Source organism: Streptomyces sp. NPDC026515, from assembly GCF_055567595.1.
Map to the genome: position 1 here is coordinate 331329 of NZ_JBVHQD010000007.1, position 19860 is coordinate 351188.

The following is a 19860-nucleotide window of genomic DNA, read 5'->3' on the forward strand; positions in this document are numbered from 1 at the left end:
TCCGGGCCGGGCCGGGCCGGGCAGAAGCCTGTCCGGCCCGGCAGGGCACCTATCCGGCCAGGCAGGACGGGCCGAGCAGTACCTTCAGGTCGCCGAACAGGGCCGGGTCCGGCTTCACCCGGTGCCGGTCCAGGCGCAGCACGGTCGTCTTGGTCGGGCCCTGGAGCTTGATGCGGACCTCGCTGTCGCCCTTGTGATGGCTGAGGATCTCGCCGAGGCGGCTGACCATCGGCGGGGTGATCCGGGTGGCGGGGATGGTGAGGACCACGGGTGCGTTGGCGCCCGCGGCGGACAGGTCCGGGATCGCCAGCTCCATCGCCACCAGGCGGGGCACGTCCTCACGCTTGTCGAGGCGGCCCTTGACGAAGACGACCGCGTCCTCGACGAGTTGGGTCGAGATGAGCTGGTAGGTCGCCGGGAAGAACATGCACTCGATGGAGCCCGCGAGGTCCTCGACGGTGGCGATCGCCCACGCGTTGCCCTGCTTGGTCATCTTGCGCTGGAGGCCGGAGATGATGCCGCCGATGGTGACGACCGCGCCGTCGGCGTGCTCGCCGCCGGTCAGCTGTGCGATGCCCGCGTCGGCCTTGTCGGAGAGCACGTGCTCCAGGCCGAAGAGCGGGTGGTCGGAGACGTACAGACCGAGCATCTCCCGCTCCTGGGCGAGCAGATAGGTCTTGTCCCACTCGTCGGTGGTGAACTCCACGTCGAGGCCGAACCCGGGCTCGCTGCTGTCCTCCTCGCCCATCCCGCCGAAGAGGTCGAACTGGCCCTCGGCCTCCTTGCGCTTGACCTGCACCACGTTGTCGATCATCGGCTCGTACTGGGCGGTGAGGCCCTTGCGGGTGTGCCCGAGGGCGTCGAAGGCGCCCGCCTTGATGAGGGATTCCGTGGTCCGCTTGTTGCAGGCGGTGGCGTCGACCTTGTCCAGGTAGTCGGGGAAGGAGGCGAACTTCCCCTTGGCCTTGCGGGCCTTGATGATCGACTCGACGACGCCCGTGCCGACGTTGCGCACGGCCTCCAGGCCGAAGAGGATCACGTCGTCGCCCTGGGCGGCGAAGTTGTGCACCGACTCGTTGACGTTCGGCGGGAGCACCTTGATGCCCATGCGGCGGCACTCGTTGAGGTAGACGGCCGACTTGTCCTTGTCGTCCTTGACCGAGGTGAGCAGCCCGGCCATGTACTCGGCGGGGTGGTTCGCCTTGAGGTAGGCGGTCCAGTAGGAGACCAGGCCGTACGCGGCGGAGTGCGCCTTGTTGAACGCGTATCCGGCGAAGGGCACCAGCACGTCCCACAGGGCCTGGATGGCCTCGTCGCTGAAGCCCTTGTCGCGGGCGCCCTTCTGGAAGAGGACGAAGTTCTTCGCCAGCTCGTCGGGCTTCTTCTTGCCCATCACGCGGCGCAGGATGTCGGCCTCGCCGAGCGAGTAGCCGGCGATGATCTGCGCGGCCTTCTGCACCTGCTCCTGGTAGACGATCAGGCCGTAGGTGACGGCCAGGACCTCTTCCAGGGGCTCCTCCAGCTCCTTGTGGATCGGGGTGATCTCCTGGAGCTTGTTCTTGCGCAGCGCGTAGTTGGTGTGCGAGTCCATGCCCATCGGGCCGGGACGGTAGAGCGCGGAGACGGCGGAGATGTCCTCGAAGTTGTCGGGCTTCATCAGGCGCAGCAGGGAGCGCATGGGCCCGCCGTCGAACTGGAAGACGCCGAGGGTGTCGCCGCGCTGGAGGAGTTCGAAGGTCTTCGGGTCGTCCAGCGGCAGGGCCAGCAGGTCGAGGTCGATGCCCTTGTTGGACTTCACCATCTTGACGGCGTCGTCCATGATCGTCAGGTTGCGCAGGCCGAGGAAGTCCATCTTCAGCAGGCCGAGCGACTCGCACTGCGGGTAGTCCCACTGCGTGATGGTCACGCCGTCGGTGTGCCGCACCCAGATCGGGGCGTGGTCCACGATGGGCTCACTGGACATGATCACGCCGGCCGCGTGCACACCCATCTGCCGGACCAGGCCCTCGACGCCCTTGGCGGTGTCGATGACCTTCTTGACGTCCGGCTCGTTCTCGTACATCCCGCGGATCTCGCCCGCCTCGTTGTACCGCGGGTGCGAGGGGTTGGTGATGCCGTCCAGGTCGATGCCCTTGCCGAGGACGTCGGCGGGCATCGCCTTGGTGAGGCGGTCGCCCATCGCGTACGGGTAGCCCAGCACCCGCGCGGAGTCCTTGATGGCGTTCTTGGCCTTGATCTTGCCGTAGGTGCCGATCATGGCGACCTTGTCGGCGCCGTACTTCTCGGTCACGTACCTGATCACCTCGACGCGCCTGCGCTCGTCGAAGTCGATGTCGACGTCGGGCATGGAGACACGCTCGGGGTTGAGGAACCGCTCGAAGATCAGACCGTGCGGGATCGGGTCGAGGTCGGTGATGCCCAGGGCGTACGCGACGATCGAGCCGGCCGCGGAGCCTCGGCCGGGGCCGACCGCGATGCCGTTGTTCTTGGCCCACATGATGAAGTCGGCGACCACGAGGAAGTAGCCGGGGAACCCCATCTGGATGATGACGTCCAGCTCGTACTCGACCTGCTTCTGGCGGTCCTCCGGGACACCGCCGGGGAAGCGGCGCGCCATCCCGCGGCGGACCTCCTCCTTGAACCAGGTGACCTCGGTGTAGCCCTCGGGGATGTCGAACTTCGGCATGAGGTTCTTGGCCTCGAACATGCCGGTGGTGTCCACCATCTCGGCGACGAGGAGGGTGTTGGCGCAGCCCTGCTGCCAGGCGTCCGAGGAGTCGATGGCGTACATCTCGTCGGTGGACTTCAGGTAGTAGCCGGTGCCGTCGAACTTGAAGCGGTCCGGGTCGGAGAGGTTCTTGCCGGTCTGGATGCACAGCAGGGCGTCGTGGGCGGTCGCCTCGTGCGCGTACGTGTAGTGCGAGTCGTTGGTGACCAGCGGCGGGATGCCGAGCTTCTTGCCGATCTCCAGGAGGCCGTCGCGGACCCGGTGCTCGATCTCGATGCCGTGGTCCATCAGCTCCAGGAAGTAACGGTCCTTGCCGAAGATGTCCTGGTAGTCGGCGGCCGCCTTCAGTGCCTCGTCGTACTGGCCGAGACGGAGCCTGGTCTGGAGCTCGCCGGAGGGGCAGCCGGTGGAGGCGACGATCCCCTCGGACCACTGGGCGATGGTCTCCTTGTCCATCCGGGGCCACTTCTGCAGCCAGCCCTCGGCGTAGGCGTCGGAGGAGAGCCGGAAGAGGTTGTGCAGGCCGGTGCTGTTCACGGCCCACATCGTCTTGTGGGTGTAACCGCCGGAGCCGGAGACGTCATCCCGCTTCTGGTGCGGCTGGCCCCACTGGATCTTGCGCTTGTTGCGCCGGGACTCGGGGGCGACGTACGCCTCGATCCCGATGATCGGGGTGACTCCGGCCTTCTGCGCGGTGTGGAAGAAGTCGTACGCCCCGTGCAGGTTGCCGTGGTCGGACATGGCGATGTGCGTCATGCCCATCTCGTTACAGGCGTTGAACATGTCCTTCAGCCGCGCGGCACCGTCCAGCAGCGAGTACTGGGTGTGGACGTGCAGGTGCGTGAACGGCGGCTTTGACACGGTTTCGGCCTCCAGAGGAAACAGGCGTCGACGATCTTCCGACCGACTGCGGACCGACTGCGGACAGTCTGGTGGGACGGCGAAATCCTATGCCTCGGCACTGACAATCCGCCCACCGCCCCGCGTACCTTCAGGCGAAGAAGGCGGGCACTCCCCCGGACCCTCGCACGTTGGCCCGGAGGAGAGATCCGCCCCACATGTCACGCATCACCCGTACCAGGAGGCACCCAGCGATGTCGGTCCCCCAGCTCAACGACGAGCAGCGCGGCGAGGAGATCCTCGCCGTCTTCGACACCGCCTTCGGCGAGCTCCTGGCCGCCGACCCGGCCGCGTTCCGCGTGAAGTTCCGGAAGATGGCGGCCTCGGCCTTCGCCTTCTACCGGGGCTCGGCGGCGCTCTTCTACCACGACGTGGACGCCGAGAACGCCGGGCGGGGCGGTGGGCGGCCGTACAGCGGTCCGTTCCTGGACGAGCGCACCTCGCGCGTGTGGATCCACGGTGACCTGCACGCGGAGAACTTCGGCACGTACATGGACTCCAACGGCCGCCTGGTCTTCAACGTCAACGACTTCGACGAGGCCTACGTCGGCCCCTTCACCTGGGACCTCAAGCGCTTCTCCGCCTCCATCGCGCTGATCGGGTACGCGAAGGCGCTCAGCGACGAGCAGATCACCGAGCTGGTGGAGGTGTACGCGGGCGCGTACCGGGAGCGGATCCACTCGCTGGCGACCGGCGCCAAGAGCGACGAGGTCCCGCCGTTCACCCTGGACAGCGCCGAGGGCCCGCTGCTCGGCGCGCTGCGCGCGGCCCGCTCGCTGACCCGCTTCGAGCTGCTGGACTCGATGACGGAGATCCGCGACTGGGAGCGCCGCTTCGCCGCCGGCGGCGGCTCGATCGAGCTGGACGCGGCGACCCGCTACAAGGTCCTCGCGGCCTTCGACGGCTACCTGGAGACGCTTCCGGAGTCGTCCCTGTCCCGCCCGGACTCCTACCGCGTCAAGGACGTCGTCGGCCGCCGCGGCATCGGCATCGGCTCGGCCGGCCTGCCGTCGTACAACATCCTTCTGGAGGGCGCCACGGACGCCCTGGAGAACGACGTCGTGATCTACATCAAGCAGGCCCAGACCCCGGCCGTCTCCCGGCACATCACGGACCCGGCGATCGGTGACTACTTCCTGCACGAGGGCCACCGCACGGTGATCTCCCAGCGTGCCCTCCAGGCGCACGCCGACCCGTGGCTGGGCTGGACCGAGCTGGACGGCTCGGGGCAGCTGGTCGCCGAGGTGTCGCCGTACGCGGTGGACCTGGACTGGGCCGACATCGACGACCCGGAGGAGATCGCGACGGTCGTCGCTGACCTCGGCCGGGCCACGGCGTCGATGCACTCCGCGGCCGACGACACCTCCGGCGAGTCGCTGGTGCCGTTCTCCACCGAGCGGGCCATCGACGCGGCGATCGCGGCGGACCCCGACAACGGCGCGGGCTTCGACCGGCTCCTCGTGGACTTCGCGCACAGCTACGGCGCACGCGCGCGGGCCGACCACCAGATCTTCGTCGACCTGTTCCGCAACGGCCGGATTCCAGGCCTGTAACCTTCGCGGATTCACAGGGACCTTTTAGGGGTCCCCTACATGAGTACGTGACAGACTCTCCACCGCTATGGACATATCCGGGACCCAGCTCAGAGCCGTGCGCGCGGCGCTGTTCACGGCCTTCGTCGTGACGCTCAGCACCGCGTCGCACGTGCTGCTGTCCCGGGCCCCGCTGCCGTTGACCACGGTGGCAGCGGTCGCCGCCGGCGTGTTCCTCACGGCGTACGCGCTGGCGGCCCGCGAGCGCGGCTTCGGCCGGATCGCGGCCCTGCTGGTCCCGCTGGAGCTGGCCGCCGACACGGTCTTCACCACCGGCCAGCACGCCTGCTACGGCCGGGCGGGCGGCCCCGTCGCCGGCCCGCTGCGCGCGGTCGGTCTCGACGTGCTGTGCCACGGCGGCGCCGTCGGCACCCCGCTGGCGCAGATGACCGGCGGCTCCCGGGCCGCCGCGGCCCTCGCCCACGCCGACCCGACCGCCGCCTGGCTGCTGCTGGCCGCGCACGTCGGCGTCGGCCTGCTGGCCGCCGCCTGGCTGCGCCGCGGCGAGCGCGCCCTGACCCAGCTGCTGCGCGCGGTCGCCGCCACCACCTTCCGCCCGCTGCTCCTCGCGGTCGCCGCGGGCACGGTGCGGCCGGCTCCGGTACGGCGGCTGCCGCGTCCGGCGCCGCGCACGGCCACCGCCCGCAACCCGGTCCTCGTGCACTCCCTGGGACGGCGTGGACCGCCGTGCTCCCGGGCGCTCGCGCCGTCCTTCGGCTGAGCGTCCTCCGGCGCGAGCACACCCCTCGTTCGAGCACGACGAGTCCCCCACACGTATCCCGCGTACGACATGTGCGCGTCCCCTATGGAGATCACCAACATGAGCAAGCGGAACAGCGCGGCTGCCAAGAACGCGGCCCGGGAGCGACTGCGCGTCGAGCGCGAGAAGCAGGCCAAGCGCGCCAAGGTCAAGCGCCAGGTCATCGTGGCCTGCTCGGTCGTGGCCGTGCTGGCCGCGGCGGGCGGCATAGGTTACGCCGTCGTCCAGGCCAACAAGCCCGGCTACTGGGAGGACGAGAGGTCCGCCAAGGTGGTCGCCCCGGCCAACACCACGGGCACCGACGGCACCACGGTCGTGATCGGCAAGTCCACCGCCCCGAAGACCCTCAAGGTCTACGAGGACCCGCGCTGCCCGATCTGCGCCCAGTTCGAGCAGACCGTCGGCCCGACGGTGAAGAAGGACATCGACGACGGCAAGTTCAAGATCCAGTACATCGGCGGCACCTTCCTCGACGGCGACTCGCTCGGCAAGGACAAGATCGGTACACGCGGCGAGGGATCCAAGAACGCGTTGAGCGCCATGGGCGCCGCACTGAACGTCAGCGACGAGGCCTTCCTGGAGTACAAGACCGCGCTGTACTCGACGAAGTGGCACCCGTCGGAGGACGACGACAAGTTCAAGAGCGACAAGTACCTCATCGAGGTCGCCGACACGGTACCGGCCCTGAAGAACAACAAGTCCTTCCAGGACGCGGTGAACACTGGTAAGTACGACGCCTGGGCGCTGGCCATGTCGAAGACGTTCGACACCAACAAGGACGGCGTGACGGGCACCCCGAGCTTCGTCATGAACGGCAAGATGCTCACGGCCGACTCCAACGGCAACCCGCCGATGACGGTCGAGGCCTTCAACTCCGTGGTGGACGCGGCCCTCAAGGCGTGAACAGGGCGGTTGTGCACAGGTCCGGCACCAGCTCCGGGTGAAGAGCAGGCGAACTTTCACCGGTTCGCCTGCTCTTGTTCGTACCAGTCAGTAACCTGACCGGACGTGACCAGTCGATACAGATCAACTCAGGCTTCCGAGGGTGTCAACTCCCTCTCCCCGCGCCGCCGTACGGTCGTCAAGGCCGCGGCGGCGACGGCTGTCCTGGCCGCCCCGCTCACCGCCGCGCTGCCGGCCCGGGCCGCCTCCGACGCCCCCGCCTTCCTGCACGGCATCGCCTCCGGCGACCCGCTGCCCGACGGCGTCCTGCTGTGGACCCGGGTGACCCCGAGCGCCGACGCCACCCCGGGCTCCGGCGCGGGCGCCGACACCGAGGTCAGCTGGGTCGTCGCCACCGACAAGGCGCTGACCCACGTGGTCTCCCGCGGCTCCGTCACCGCGACCGCCGCCTCCGACCACACCGTCAAGGCCGACATCCGCGGCCTCGCCCCCGCCACCGACTACTGGTTCCGGTTCTCGGCCAGCGGCACCGACACCGCCGTCGCGCGCACCCGCACGGCACCGGCCGCCGACGCCGCCGTCTCCGGCCTGCGCTTCGGAGTCGTCTCCTGCGCCAACTGGGAGGCCGGCTACTTCGCCTCCTACCGTCACCTGGCGGCCCGCGGCGACCTGGACGCGTGGCTGCACCTCGGCGACTACATCTACGAGTACGGCACCGGCGAGTACGGCACCCGCGACACCGTGGTGCGCCCACACGCACCGACCCACGAGATCATCACCCTCGCCGACTACCGCATACGCCACGGCAAGTACAAGACCGACACCGACCTGCAGGCCCTGCACGCCAAGGCGCCGGTCATCGCGATCTGGGACGACCACGAGTTCGCCAACGACTCCTGGTCCGGCGGCGCCGAGAACCACACCGAGGGCACCGAGGGCGCCTGGACGGCCCGTCAGGCGGCCGCCAAGCAGGCCTACTTCGAATGGATGCCGGTCCGACCGGCCATCGCCGGCACCACCTACCGCCGGTTGCGCTTCGGCAAGCTCGCCGACCTCTCCCTGCTCGACCTGCGCTCCTTCCGCTCCCAGCAGGTCTCCACCGGCAGCGGTTCGGTCGACGACCCGGACCGCACCATCACCGGCCGCGCCCAGCTCGACTGGCTGAAGGCCGGCCTGAAGGCCTCCGACACCACCTGGCGCCTGGTCGGCAACTCGGTGATGATCTCGCCGTTCGCCATCGGCTCGCTCTCCGCCGACCTGCTGAAGCCACTCGCCAAGCTGCTCGGCCTGCCGCAGGACGGCCTCGCCCTCAACACCGACCAGTGGGACGGCTACACCGACGACCGCCGCGAGCTGCTGGCCCACCTGCGCTCCAACGCGATCGGCAACACGGTGTTCCTGACCGGCGACATCCACATGGCGTGGGCCAACGACGTGCCGGTGGACGCCGGCACCTACCCGCTCTCCGCCTCCGCGGCCACGGAGTTCGTGGTCACCTCGGTGACCTCCGACAACCTGGACGACATCCTCAAGGTCTCCCCCGGGGTCGTCTCCACCGTCGCCGCGCCGATCATCCAGCTGGCCAACCGCCACGTGCACTGGGTCGACACCGACCGGCACGGCTACGGCATCCTGGACATCACCGCGGCCCGGGCGCAGATGGACTACTACGTCCTCTCCGACAAGACGAAGGCCGACGCGACCTCGTCCTGGGAGCGTTCGTACCGCACCCGCAGCGGCACCCAGAAGGTCGAGCGCACCTACGACCCGGTGTAGCCGTCCCCTACAGCGTGTCGAGGAAGCCGAGCGCCACCCGCCAGGTGGCCTCGGCGGCCTCCTCGTCGTAGTCGGGCAGCCCGGCGTCGGTGTAGAGGTGGCCGGCGCCCGGGTACCGGTAGATCTCCACATCGGCGCCGGCCCGGCCCATCTGCAGATACCAGGCGCTCAGCCAGTCGTCCGTCTCGAAGGCGTCCGGCTCGGCCACGTGCAGCTGTACCGGCAGCTCGTCCACCGCGACGTTCGGCGCGATGTCCGAGGTGCCGTGCAGGAGCAGCAGCCCGCGCGCCCGCTCGTCGCCGAGCGCCAGCGTCTGCGCGACCGAGGCGCCCAGCGAGAACCCCGCGTACACCAGTCCGCGCTCCGAGTAGGGCGCCGCCGCCAGCACGGCCCGCTTCAGCAGTTCGTCCTTGCCGATCGACTCGTTGAACTCCATGCCCTCCTCGACGGTGTCGAACGTGCGCCCTTCGAAGAGGTCCGGCGTCCACACCTCGTGCCCCGCGGCACGCAGCCGGTCCGCGGCCTCGCGCACCGCGGGCCTGAGGCCATAGGTCGAGTGAAAGAGCATGATGTTCATGCGCCCATGGTGCCAGCCCGCCCGGACGGTCCGTGTGACGCCCTCGACACCGTCCGGCATGTTCAGGACCCCGCCGTTCTGGTTACGTTCGATCCCATGGACATGGAGAACGCACTCCGCCCGCTGATCGTCGTCGGCGGCGCCGTCGTCCTCACCCTGCTGATCGGCTGGGCGACCGACCTGCTGCTGCGCAAGGCCGACGACCGCCACACCGAGACACCGTTGTGGGGTCTGCTGCGCCGCGCCCGCATCCCCTACCAGCTGGTCCTCTGCGCCGCCCTGCTCAGAGGCTCCTACGACCAGGCCGAGCTGCTCCTGGGCCACCGGGTCGCCGTCGGCCAGTTGCTGACCCTGGTGCTGATCGGGTCGGCGGCCTGGCTGGTGGTGCGGATCGCGGCGGCGATCGTGGAGTCCTCCTACACCCGCTACGCCCGCGGCCACACCGACGCGGCCCGGGTCCGCCGGGTGCGCACCCAGGTCTCGCTGATCATGCGGGTGGTGACGGCGGTCGTCGGCGTGGTGGCCGTGGCGGCGATGCTGCTGACCTTCCCCGCGATGCGCGCGGCCGGCGCCTCGCTGCTGGCCTCCGCCGGAATCCTCGGCATCGTCGCCGGTGTGGCCGCACAGTCCACGCTGTCGAACATGTTCGCGGGGCTGCAGATCGCCTTCGGCGACATGGTGCGCCTCGGCGACACGGTCGTGGTCGACGGCGAGTGGGGCACGGTCGAGGAGATCACCCTGACCTTCCTGACGGTACGGACCTGGGACGAACGCCGGATCACCATGCCGGTGTCGTACTTCACCTCCAAACCCTTCGAGAACTGGTCCCGGGGCACCCCGCAGATGACCGGCGTCGTCTACTGGCACCTCGACCACACGGCACCGGTCGAGCCGATGCGCGAGAAGCTCCGGGACATCCTGCGCGAGTGCCCCGCCTGGGACGGGCGGGACTACAGCCTGGTCGTCACCGATTCCACGCCGAACACGATCCAGGTGCGGGCGCTGGTGACCGCCAAGGACTCGGACGACGTCTGGAAGGTCCGGGTCACCGTCCGCGAACAGATGATCACCTGGCTGACCGCCGAGCACCCCTACGCCCTGCCCCGGGTCAACACGGCCGACGCGGTCCTGCCCCCGGGCGGGATCATCCCCTCCCAGGACGGGACGGCCCCCCGGCGCCTGCACGAGCCGCCCCGGACCGGCCGCGGCGCCTGACCGCTGCCCTCCGCGTCAGTGGCCGCGCTCGGCGCCGCCGTTGACCTGGACGATCTGCGAGGTGACGTGCCCGGCGGCCGGGGAGGCCAGCCAGTGCAGGGTGGCGGCGACGTCACCCGGTATGCCGGCCCGCCCGGTCGCCGTCTCGGCGACGAGCCGGGCCCGCCGCTCCTCCTCGAGGGGGCCGCCGAAGAACCCGGTGTCCTCGACGTAGCCGGGCGCGACCACGTTCACGGTGACCCCACGCGGCCCCAGCTGCCGCGCCAGATCGTGGGCGTAGGGATGCAGGGCCGCCTTCGCGGCCGCGTAGGACCCGGACCCCGAGCCCCGGTAGGCGGCGATGGAGCTGAGGAACAGCACCCGTCCGCCGGGGTCGGCGAGCCGGTCCTTGAGCGCCTCCGTGAGCAGGACGGCGGAGAGCGTGTTCTGCCGGAAGTTGCCCGTCCAGGTACGGGCGACGGCGTCCAGCGGGTCCCCGGCCTCCGCGTCCGGCGCGAACGCAGCGTTGCCGCCGGCACTGTGGATCAGCACGTCCACGGTACCGATCTCGTCGGCGACGTACCGTGCCACATCCCGGACGTCGGCGGGCTCGGCCAGATCGGCGGCACGCCACTCGGCTCCCGGCACCCCCGCCCGCTCCAGCACCTCTCTGCGCCGCCCGAGCAGCAGCACCCGGTCCCCGTCGGCGGCGAACACCCGCGCCGCGGCGAGCCCGATCCCCGTTCCTCCACCACTGATCACAATGTTCCGAGCCATGATCCGAGACTACGAGGGCCCCGCCGACCCCGCCTTCGGATATCCACAACCGCCGTACGTTCGTATGACCGTCAGGTGATCAGCGCAGGCTGCGGACGTCCAGGTGCCGCAGCACCCGGTCCACGATCTCCGGATCGGCCCCCTGCTCGCTCCGCGCCGCCAGCACCTCGTGCCGGGCCGCGCTCAGCATCTCCTGCTGGATCCGCCGCAGCCGCTTCAACCGCTTCGCCCGCTTGTCGTGGCCCTCGCGCCGCTCGCCCTCCACCACCTCGGGACTGATCCGGAATCCGATCTCGAAGGCCCGCCGCAGCATCTGCTCCGTCACGTCCTCCGGCAGGTCCTCGACCTGCTCGATCTCCTTCAGCCGCCGCCGTGCGGCCTTCGCCGCCCGCAGCGCAAGTTCCTTCTCGAACTTCTTCTCCTGGTCGGTGTCGGCCCGCACCCCCAGCCGCTTCACCAGCCAGGGCAGGGTCAGCCCTTGGAGGACCAGGGTCGCCATGATCACACCGAACGCGATGAAGACGATCTCGTCCCGGTCCGGGAAGGGGGTTCCGTCCTCGGTCTTCAGGGGAATGGCCAGGGCCAGCGCCACCGACGCCACTCCGCGCATCCCGGACCACCACATCACCACCGTCTCCCGCCAGCTGGTCGGGATCTCCTCGTCGTAGTCCCGCCGGGCGTGCAGCCGCTTGGTCAGCCAGGTCGCCGGCAGCAGCCACACCAGCCGGACCACGACGACCACGCCCACCGTCGCGGCCGCCCAGCCGAGCAGCTCGCCCCAGCGGCCGGACGCCGTACGGATCGCGTTGTGCAGCTCCAGGCCGATCAGCCCGAACGCGACGCCGGTGACCAGCGTGTCCACGATGTCCCAGAAGGTGTATCCGGCGAGCCGGGTCAGTACGTCGTCGGCGTCGGTGGCGTACTCGGCGATGAACAGCGCCGTGGTCAGCACGGCGAGCACCCCGGAGCCGTGCAGTTCCTCGGCGAGGACGTAGGAGACGTACGGGACCAGCAGGGTCAGGCCGATCTGGAGGGTCGCGTCGCCGAGCACGGCCATCAGCTTGTTCGCGCCCCAGCCGAGCGCCAGCCCCACCGCGACCGCGACCACGGCGGAGAGGAGGAAGTCCAGTCCGGCCCCCCAGGGCGAGAACGTGCCGCTGACCACGGCGGCGATCGCCACGTGGTAGAGGACGATGGCCGTGACGTCGTTGAAGAGGCCTTCGCCCTCCAGGATCGACACCAGCCGGCGCGGCAGGCCGAGCTGCCCGGCGACGGCGGTCGCGGCGACCGGGTCGGGCGGGGCGACCAGCGCGCCCAGCGCCACGGCTGCGGCGATCGGCAGCCCGGGCACGATCGCGCCGGCGACGACGGCCACGCACACCGTGGTGACGAACACCAGGGCCACCGCGAGCAGGAAGATCGGCCGCTTGTTGGCCGTGAACTGGCGCCAGGAGGTTCGCCGCACGGCGGCGTAGAGCAGTGGCGGCAGCAGGGCGGGCAGGATCAGCTCGGGCGGGATGTTCACGTTCGGCACGAAGTCGGCCACCGCGAGGACGATCCCGAACAGGGTCATCAGCACGGGCGCCGGCAGCCCCAGCCGGTCTCCCACCGGGACGCTCACCAGAGCCCCGAGCAGCAGCACGAACAACAGGGCCAACTGATCCACGGCCAGCGCTCCGGGAGTCGACGATCACACGGCGGGCCTCCAGCCTGCCACGCGGTCTCCCGGCACGGGCTGCGCTACAGGGCGCGCCGCATCCCCTGGTGCGGGATGCCCGCCTCCTCGTACTCCGGGCCGTAGGGCTCGTAGCCCAGCCGCTCGTAGAAGCCCAGCGCGCGCGTCTGCGCGTGCAGGTCCACCGCGCTCAGGCCACGCGCGCGGGCCGCGTCCTCGATGGCCCGGACCAGGGCCACGCCTATGCCGAGGCCGCGGGCCTCCTCGGAGACCGCGAGCCGGCCCAGGGAGCCGAGGGACAGGTCGCCGCCGGTCTTCTCCAGGGCCGCCTCGCCGTGCAGCAGCCGGCCGGTGCCGAGCGGTACGCCGTCCTCGCGGATCGCCAGCACGTGCAGGGCCACGGGGTCGTACGCGTCGTACTCGATGTCCTCGGGGACGCCCTGTTCGACGACGAAGACCTGCTTGCGCACGGCGAAGCACGCCTCCAGGTCCGCGGGGTCCTCGGCGACCCGTACGTCGTACGCGCGCGTGCTCATCCGTACGTCTCCTCGCGGACCTGGTCCAGCGCCTTGCTCAGGTCTTCCGGGTAGTCGCTCTCGAACTCGACCCAGTCGCCGGTGCCGGGGTGCTCGAAGCCGAGCCGGACCGCGTGCAGCCACTGCCGGCTCAGGTGCAGCCGCTTGGCGAGCGTGGGGTCGGCGCCGTAGGTGAGGTCGCCGACGCAGGGGTGGCGGTGGGCCGCCATGTGGACGCGGATCTGGTGGGTGCGGCCGGTCTCCAGCTTCACGTCCAGCAGGGAGGCCGCGCGGAACGCCTCGATGAGGTCGTAGTGGGTCACGGAGGGCTTGCCGTCGGCCGTGACCGCCCACTTGTAGTCGTGCTGGGGGTGGCGGCCGATGGGGGCGTCGATGGTCCCGCTGGTCGGGTCCGGGTGGCCCTGCACGAGCGTGTGGTAGCGCTTGTCGACCGTGCGCTCCTTGAACTGGCGCTTGAGCGAGGTGTACGCACGTTCCGACTTGGCCACCGCCATCAGGCCGGAGGTGCCGACGTCGAGGCGGTGCACGATGCCCTGGCGCTCGGCGGCGCCGGAGGTGGAGATCCGGTAGCCGGCCGCCGCCAGACCGCCGATGACGGTCGGGCCGGTCCAGCCGGGGCTGGGGTGCGCGGCCACGCCGACCGGCTTGACGACGACGACCACGTCATCGTCGTCGTACACGATCTCCATGCCCTCGACGGGCTCCGCGACGATCTGCACGGGCGCGGGCGCCCCCGGCATCTCGACCTCCAGCCAGGACCCGCCGCTGACCCGCTCCGACTTGCCGACCACCGCGCCGTCGACCTGGACCTTGCCCGCCGCGGCCAGCTCGGCCGCCTTGGTGCGGGAGAAGCCGAACATGCGGGAGATGGCGGCGTCGACACGCTCGCCCTCCAGGCCGTCGGGCACGGGCAGGGTTCGGATCTCGGGAAGGGTACTCACCCGTCGAGTATGCCGGACCGCGCCGACAGCGCCGTACGCGAGCCCGTCCGGCCCGCGCTCCGGCCCCGGCACCCGGCCCGGGCCGTCCCGGCGCCGGTCAGTCCTTGTGGACGGTGCCGTCCGGGTCCAGGCCGCGGAAGGAGAGCAGGACGATCAGGATGCCGCCGCAGACGATCGCCGAGTCGGCCAGGTTGAACACCGCGAACCCCTTGGGCGCGATGAAGTCGACGACCTGGCCCTCGAAGACGCCCGGCGAGCGGAAGATCCGGTCGGTGAGATTGCCGAGCGCACCGCCCAGCAGCAGGCCCAGGGCGACCGCCCAGGGGAAGCTGTAGAGCTTGCGGGCCAGCCGGAAGATCACGACGATCACGGCCGCCGCGATCACCGTGAAGATGATCGTGAAGGCGCCGCCGAACCCGAAGGCGGCGCCCGGGTTGCGGATCGCGTGGAACTCCAGCCAGTCGCCGATGACCTCGATCGGCGCGTGGTGCTCCAGCTTCGCGACCACGATCATCTTGCTGACCAGGTCGAGGGCGTACGCGAAGGCGGCCACCGCGAACAGCACGGCGATCCGGCGTCCGCGCCCGGGCCGCCGTCCGTCCACGGCTCCCTGCTGCTCCGCGCCGGACACGCCGGGTGCCGCCGTCTCCTCACCGCCGTCGTCCGGAGTTTCCGGCGTACCGATGATGCGCTCCGCCTCTGCCACGTGAGTCCCTCAACCTAGGTGCCTGCCTCGGGACGAGACTACGGCACGCCCCACGCGACCCCGATGCTCAGTAGCGGCGTTCCTGCTTCTGCTTGCACTCGACGCACAGGGTCGCCCTCGGGAAGGCCTGCATCCGGGCCTTCCCGATGGGGTTCCCGCAGTTCTCGCAGAGTCCGTAGGTGCCCGCGTCGAGCTTCTCCAGGGCCCGCTCGGTCTGCTCGAGCATCTCGCGCGCGTTGGCGGCCAGCGACAGCTCGTGCTCGCGGGTGATGTTCTTGGTGCCGGTGTCGGCCTCGTCGTCACCGGCGCCGTCCCCGGAGTCCCGCATCAGACCGGCCAGGGCGCTGTCGGAGGCGTCCAGCTCGGCACGCAGCCGCAGTGCCTCGGTCATCAGCTCGGTGCGCGCCTCCTCGACCTCCTCAGGCGCCCACGGGTCCTCGCCGGGACGCACCGCGAGCTCGCCCGGAGCCGCCGTGGCGACCCGCGCCTTGGGGACGGCGGTGTCCGCCGCCGCAGCGGCCCTGCCAGGGGTCTTCTTCGCAACCACCGTCGTGGCTCCCGTCTGCTTCGCGGCCCGCGCCGCGCCCGCCTTCTTGGCCGTGCTCTTCTTGGCCGTGCCCTTCACCGCCGCGGTCCTCGTCGCCGCGGACCCGGAGGCGCTCTTCTCCGGCTTCCCCGTGACGCCCTTGGCAGCCCCGGTCGCTCTCTTTCCCGCCGGCTTCGTCCCGGCGGCCTTCTTCGCGTCCGCTCTCTTTTCGTCCAGCTTCTTGCCGTCCGCCTTCTCCACCGGCGTCCCCGGCCCGCCCGCCTTCCCGGCAAAGCCCTTCTCACCAGCCATTTCGCCTGCCCCGGCGGACGCTCCCGCGCGCGTGCCCCGTTTCCTGGCGTCCCCCTCGGTGTCGCCGTCGGAGGCAGCCGCACCCCTGGATCGGCCGGACGCCGACTGCTGTACGGCGGTCTTCTTCGCCACCATGGCCGCGGCCCCTTCACATATTGTGATCTTGCACGCGAATCGTGCTGGGACGATAAATCGACCTGAGTCCCTCGGCAACGGGGCACGCCGCCCGATCCGCCCGCCCCGCACCCCCCACGCAGCCGGTATGCATGCGTTGTGCCCAGCTCCCCGCGCGGTAATCCGCCGAGCCGGACATCCCAGGATGCGAACACGCGTACCGCGCCATTCGGGTCATCTCGACAGCTGGACGGCCGGGCGGCGCCGGTGCCCGGAAAACGGGTCGGCCGCTGTCCGTGCGGCGCCGTACACTGGGCGGAGCGAGAAGCGTGGATGGGGACGAGTAGCGGCGTACGCAGCCCAGAGCGACCCGGGGACGGTGGGAGCCCGGGGGCGAGCGCGACGTGAAGATCACCCCGGAGCCGCCGGAAGAAAGCCGCAGCCGAAGGGCGGGGGCGAGTAGAACCGGTTTCGCGACCCCAATGAGGGGGCTCCGCGGCACGTACGGCGCCGGGGAGCCAAGGAGGGTGGTACCGCGGGAGCGCGCCGCACACGGCGTCCGCAAGACAAGGCTCTCGTCCCTCCGACGGAAGGCAGCAAGTCCGTTGGAGGAAGCTCGCAGATGACAGCGCCGACGTACCGCCAGGTGCCCGCACAGGTCGACCTGCCCGCCCTCGAGCACGCCGTGCTCGACTTCTGGCGCGAGCAGAAGATCTTCGCCAAGACCCTGGAGCAGTCCGAGGGCCGCCCCGAGTGGGTGTTCTACGAGGGCCCGCCCACCGCCAACGGCATGCCCGGCGCCCACCACATCGAGGCGCGCGTCTTCAAGGACGTCTTCCCGCGCTTCCGCACCATGCGCGGCTACCACGTGGCCCGCAAGGCCGGCTGGGACTGCCACGGCCTGCCCGTGGAACTGGCGGTCGAGAAGGAGCTGGGCTTCAGCGGCAAGCCCGACATCGAGGCGTACGGCGTCGCCGAGTTCAACGCGAAGTGCCGGGAGTCCGTCCTCCGGCACACCGACGCGTTCTCCGAACTGACGACCCGCATGGGCTACTGGGTCGACCTCGACGACGCGTACGTGACCATGGACCCCGAGTACATCGAGTCGGTCTGGTGGTCGCTCAAGGAGATCTTCGGCAAGGGCCTGCTGGTCCAGGACCACCGCGTCGCCCCCTGGTGCCCGCGGTGCGGCACCGGCCTGTCCGACCACGAGCTGGCGCAGGGCTACGAGACGGTCGTCGACCCCTCCGTGTACGTCCGTTTCCCGCTCACCTCCGGTCCGCTCGCCGGCCAGGCCGCGCTCCTGGTGTGGACGACCACCCCGTGGACCCTGGTGTCCAACACGGCGGTCGCCGCGCACCCGGAGGTCACCTACGTCGTCGCCACCAACGGCGAGGAGCGGCTCGTCGTCGCCGAGCAGCTGGTCGCCAAGGCGCTCGGCGAGGGCTGGGAGACCACGGGTGAGACCTTCACCGGCGCCGAGATGGAGCGCTGGACCTACCAACGTCCGTTCGAGCTCGTGGAGTTCCCGGAACCGGCGCACTACGTCGTGAACGCGGAGTACGTCACGACCGAGGACGGTACGGGTCTGGTCCACCAGTCCCCCGCCTTCGGTGAGGAGGACCTCAAGGTCTGCCGCGCCTACGGCCTGCCGGTGGTGAACCCGGTCCGCCCGGACGGCACCTTCGAGGAGGACGTCCCGCTGGTCGGCGGCGTCTTCTTCAAGAAGGCCGACGAACGCCTCACCGAGGACCTGGCGCAGCGCGGCCTCCTCTTCAAGCACCTGCCGTACGAGCACAGCTACCCGCACTGCTGGCGCTGTCACACCGCGCTGCTCTACTACGCGCAGCCGTCCTGGTACATCCGCACCACGGAGATCAAGGACCGGCTCCTCCAGGAGAACGAGAAGACGAACTGGTTCCCGGAGACCGTCAAGCACGGCCGCTACGGGGACTGGCTGAACAACAACATCGACTGGGCGCTGTCCCGCAACCGCTACTGGGGCACCCCGCTGCCGATCTGGCGCTGCGAGGACAACCACCTCACCGTGGTCGGTTCCCGCGCGGAGCTCACCGAGCTGACCGGCACCGACCAGTCGGGCCTGGACCCGCACCGCCCGTTCATCGACGAGGTCACCTTCGCCTGCCCGCAGTGCGCGAAGACGGCCACGCGCGTGCCGGAGGTCATCGACGCCTGGTACGACTCGGGCTCGATGCCGTTCGCGCAGTGGGGCTACCCGTACAAGAACAAGGAGCTGTTCGAGAGCCGCTACCCGGCCCAGTTCATCTCCGAGGCGATCGACCAGACGCGAGGGTGGTTCTACACCCTCATGGCGGTCGGCACGCTGGTCTTCGACAAGTCGTCGTACGAGAACGTGGTGTGCCTCGGCCACATCCTCGCCGAGGACGGCCGCAAGATGTCCAAGCACCTGGGCAACATCCTGCAGCCGATCCCGCTCATGGACCGGCACGGCGCGGACGCGGTGCGCTGGTTCATGGCCGCCGGCGGATCCCCGTGGGCGGCCCGCCGGGTCGGCCACGGCACCATCCAGGAGGTCGTGCGCAAGACCCTTCTGACGTACTGGAACACGGTCGCCTTCCAGGCGCTGTACGCCCGCACGTCGAACTGGGCGCCGAGCGCGGCGGACCCGGCTCCGGCCGACCGCCCGCTGCTCGACCGCTGGCTGCTGTCCGAGCTGCACGCGCTCACCGACCAGGTGACCCAGGCGCTGGAGGCGTACGACACCCAGCGCGCCGGCAAGCTGCTGTCCGCGTTCGTCGACGACCTGTCCAACTGGTACGTCCGCCGCTCGCGCCGCCGCTTCTGGCAGGGCGACAAGGCCGCGCTGCGCACGCTGCACGAGGTGGTGGAGACCGTCACCAGGCTGATGGCCCCGCTGACCCCGTTCATCACCGAGCGGGTCTGGCAGGACCTGGTGGTGCCGGTCACCCCGGGCGCACCGGAGTCGGTGCACCTGACCTCCTGGCCGGAGGCGGACCTGTCCGCGATCGACCCGGAGCTGTCCCGGCAGATGCTTCTGGTACGACGGCTCGTGGAGCTCGGCCGGGCCACGCGCGCGGAGTCGGGCGTCAAGACCCGTCAGCCGCTGTCCCGGGCGCTGGTCGCCGCGGTCGGCTTCGACGCGCTCGCCCCGGAGCTGCACACGCAGATCACCGACGAACTGAACGTCTCCTCGCTGGCGTCGCTGTCCGAGGTGGGCGGCGGCTCCCTGGTGGACACCACGGCCAAGGCCAATTTCCGGGCGCTGGGCAAGCGGTTCGGCAAGCGGGTGCAGGACGTGGCGAAGGCGGTCGCCGCGGCGGACGCGGCCGCGCTGTCGCTGGCGCTGCGCGAGGGCACGGCGTCGGTGGAGGTCGGCGGCGAGACCGTGACGCTGGCACCGGACGAGGTGATCATCACGGAGACGCCTCGTGAGGGCTGGTCGGTGGCGTCGGACTCCGGTGCGACCGTCGCGCTCGACCTGGAGATCACGGAGGAGCTGCGCCAGGCGGGGCTCGCCCGGGACGCTATCCGGCTGATCCAGGAGGCGCGCAAGAACAGCGGGCTCGACGTGGCCGACCGGATCGCGCTGCGGTGGGTGTCGACCGACCCGGCGGTGATCGCGGCGCTGGCGGAGCATGCCGAGCTGATCGCGGACGAGGTGCTGGCGACGGACTTCGCGCAGGGCGAAGGTGAGGACGGCTACGGGGCGCCCTTCACCGACGAGGGGTTGTCGCTGACGTTCCGCCTGCGGAAGGCGTAGGCGCCGGTCTCGGCCAGGAGGGGCCCGTTCTTCCCACCAGGGGAGGACGGGCCCCTCCTCATGGCCACGGCCCGCCACAC

Annotated in this window: 14 protein-coding genes; 6 read left to right on the plus strand and 8 right to left on the minus strand. The window is 70.4% G+C overall.

The window, feature by feature from the left end; genetic code table 11:
- Window positions 1-49 precede the first annotated feature (49 nt).
- Window positions 50-3589, minus strand: a complete 3540-nt coding sequence (gene dnaE, locus ACZ4O3_RS16940) for a DNA polymerase III subunit alpha (protein ID WP_362724842.1) — start codon at window positions 3587-3589, stop codon at window positions 50-52.
- Between the two features lie 233 nt (window positions 3590-3822).
- Between dnaE and ACZ4O3_RS16945 the strand changes: the two genes are divergently transcribed.
- The 4 genes from ACZ4O3_RS16945 to ACZ4O3_RS16960 all read left to right on the plus strand — a co-directional run bounded on the left by ACZ4O3_RS16945 (window position 3823) and on the right by ACZ4O3_RS16960 (window position 8659).
- On the plus strand, window positions 3823-5181 hold the full coding sequence (locus ACZ4O3_RS16945; protein ID WP_362724839.1) for a DUF2252 domain-containing protein: 1359 nt from the start codon (window positions 3823-3825) through the stop codon (window positions 5179-5181).
- 67 nt (window positions 5182-5248) lie between these two features.
- On the plus strand, window positions 5249-5941 hold the full coding sequence (locus ACZ4O3_RS16950; protein WP_384989571.1) for a hypothetical protein: 693 nt from the start codon (window positions 5249-5251) through the stop codon (window positions 5939-5941).
- A 99-nt stretch (window positions 5942-6040) separates the two neighbouring features.
- Window positions 6041-6883: a thioredoxin domain-containing protein gene (locus ACZ4O3_RS16955; protein ID WP_362720007.1), complete on the plus strand. Its 843-nt coding sequence runs from the start codon at window positions 6041-6043 to the stop codon at window positions 6881-6883.
- A 105-nt stretch (window positions 6884-6988) separates the two neighbouring features.
- Entirely contained in the window at window positions 6989-8659 is a 1671-nt protein-coding gene (locus ACZ4O3_RS16960; protein WP_467722721.1) for an alkaline phosphatase D family protein, read from the plus strand.
- Window positions 8660-8666: 7 nt separating this feature from the next.
- On the opposite strand, the gene ACZ4O3_RS16965 is transcribed toward ACZ4O3_RS16960, so the two are convergent.
- Window positions 8667-9236 carry a dienelactone hydrolase family protein gene (locus tag ACZ4O3_RS16965; protein ID WP_362720012.1) on the minus strand — a complete coding sequence of 190 codons (570 nt, stop codon included), beginning with the start codon at window positions 9234-9236 and terminating at the stop codon, window positions 8667-8669.
- A gap of 102 nt (window positions 9237-9338) precedes the next feature.
- On the opposite strand from ACZ4O3_RS16965, the gene ACZ4O3_RS16970 reads away from it, so the two are divergent.
- Window positions 9339-10451: a mechanosensitive ion channel family protein gene (locus ACZ4O3_RS16970; protein WP_467722856.1), complete on the plus strand. Its 1113-nt coding sequence runs from the start codon at window positions 9339-9341 to the stop codon at window positions 10449-10451.
- A 15-nt stretch (window positions 10452-10466) separates the two neighbouring features.
- On the opposite strand, the gene ACZ4O3_RS16975 is transcribed toward ACZ4O3_RS16970, so the two are convergent.
- The 6 genes from ACZ4O3_RS16975 to ACZ4O3_RS17000 form a co-directional block, all read right to left on the minus strand.
- The gene (locus ACZ4O3_RS16975) at window positions 10467-11207 is read right to left on the minus strand and encodes an SDR family NAD(P)-dependent oxidoreductase (RefSeq protein WP_384989577.1); all 741 of its coding nucleotides are present in this window, start codon (window positions 11205-11207) and stop codon (window positions 10467-10469) included.
- A gap of 79 nt (window positions 11208-11286) precedes the next feature.
- A complete protein-coding gene (locus ACZ4O3_RS16980) occupies window positions 11287-12873 on the minus strand; it encodes a Na+/H+ antiporter (RefSeq protein ID WP_362720017.1) in 1587 nt (528 codons plus the stop codon).
- A 74-nt stretch (window positions 12874-12947) separates the two neighbouring features.
- A complete protein-coding gene (locus ACZ4O3_RS16985; protein WP_467722723.1) occupies window positions 12948-13418 on the minus strand; it encodes a GNAT family N-acetyltransferase in 471 nt (156 codons plus the stop codon).
- Window positions 13415-14359: an RluA family pseudouridine synthase gene (locus tag ACZ4O3_RS16990; RefSeq protein WP_362720022.1), complete on the minus strand. Its 945-nt coding sequence runs from the start codon at window positions 14357-14359 to the stop codon at window positions 13415-13417. The genes ACZ4O3_RS16985 and ACZ4O3_RS16990 overlap by 4 nt, the downstream gene beginning before the upstream one ends.
- Before the next feature lie 97 nt (window positions 14360-14456).
- Window positions 14457-15065: a signal peptidase II gene (lspA, locus tag ACZ4O3_RS16995; protein ID WP_362720025.1), complete on the minus strand. Its 609-nt coding sequence runs from the start codon at window positions 15063-15065 to the stop codon at window positions 14457-14459.
- Between the two features lie 67 nt (window positions 15066-15132).
- The gene (locus ACZ4O3_RS17000; RefSeq protein ID WP_467722725.1) at window positions 15133-16038 is read right to left on the minus strand and encodes a TraR/DksA C4-type zinc finger protein; all 906 of its coding nucleotides are present in this window, start codon (window positions 16036-16038) and stop codon (window positions 15133-15135) included.
- A gap of 601 nt (window positions 16039-16639) precedes the next feature.
- Between ACZ4O3_RS17000 and ileS the strand changes: the two genes are divergently transcribed.
- Window positions 16640-19780 carry an isoleucine--tRNA ligase gene (ileS, locus tag ACZ4O3_RS17005; protein ID WP_467722727.1) on the plus strand — a complete coding sequence of 1047 codons (3141 nt, stop codon included), beginning with the start codon at window positions 16640-16642 and terminating at the stop codon, window positions 19778-19780.
- Window positions 19781-19860 lie beyond the last annotated feature (80 nt).

Excerpts from the sequence above, each read along its gene's own strand:
- ACZ4O3_RS16945 (WP_362724839.1), top strand. The coding sequence starts at position 3,823 with ATGTCGGTCCCCCAGCTCAACGACGAGCAGCGCGGCGAGGAGATCCTC.
- ACZ4O3_RS16950 (WP_384989571.1), top strand. The coding sequence starts at position 5,249 with ATGGACATATCCGGGACCCAGCTCAGAGCCGTGCGCGCGGCGCTGTTC.
- ACZ4O3_RS16955 (WP_362720007.1), top strand. The coding sequence starts at position 6,041 with ATGAGCAAGCGGAACAGCGCGGCTGCCAAGAACGCGGCCCGGGAGCGA.
- ACZ4O3_RS16965 (WP_362720012.1), bottom strand. The coding sequence starts at position 9,236 with ATGAACATCATGCTCTTTCACTCGACCTATGGCCTCAGGCCCGCGGTG.
- ACZ4O3_RS16970 (WP_467722856.1), top strand. The coding sequence starts at position 9,339 with ATGGAGAACGCACTCCGCCCGCTGATCGTCGTCGGCGGCGCCGTCGTC.
- ACZ4O3_RS16975 (WP_384989577.1), bottom strand. The coding sequence starts at position 11,207 with ATGGCTCGGAACATTGTGATCAGTGGTGGAGGAACGGGGATCGGGCTC.
- ACZ4O3_RS16985 (WP_467722723.1), bottom strand. The coding sequence starts at position 13,418 with ATGAGCACGCGCGCGTACGACGTACGGGTCGCCGAGGACCCCGCGGAC.
- ACZ4O3_RS17000 (WP_467722725.1), bottom strand. The coding sequence starts at position 16,038 with ATGGTGGCGAAGAAGACCGCCGTACAGCAGTCGGCGTCCGGCCGATCC.
- ileS (WP_467722727.1), top strand. The coding sequence starts at position 16,640 with ATGACAGCGCCGACGTACCGCCAGGTGCCCGCACAGGTCGACCTGCCC.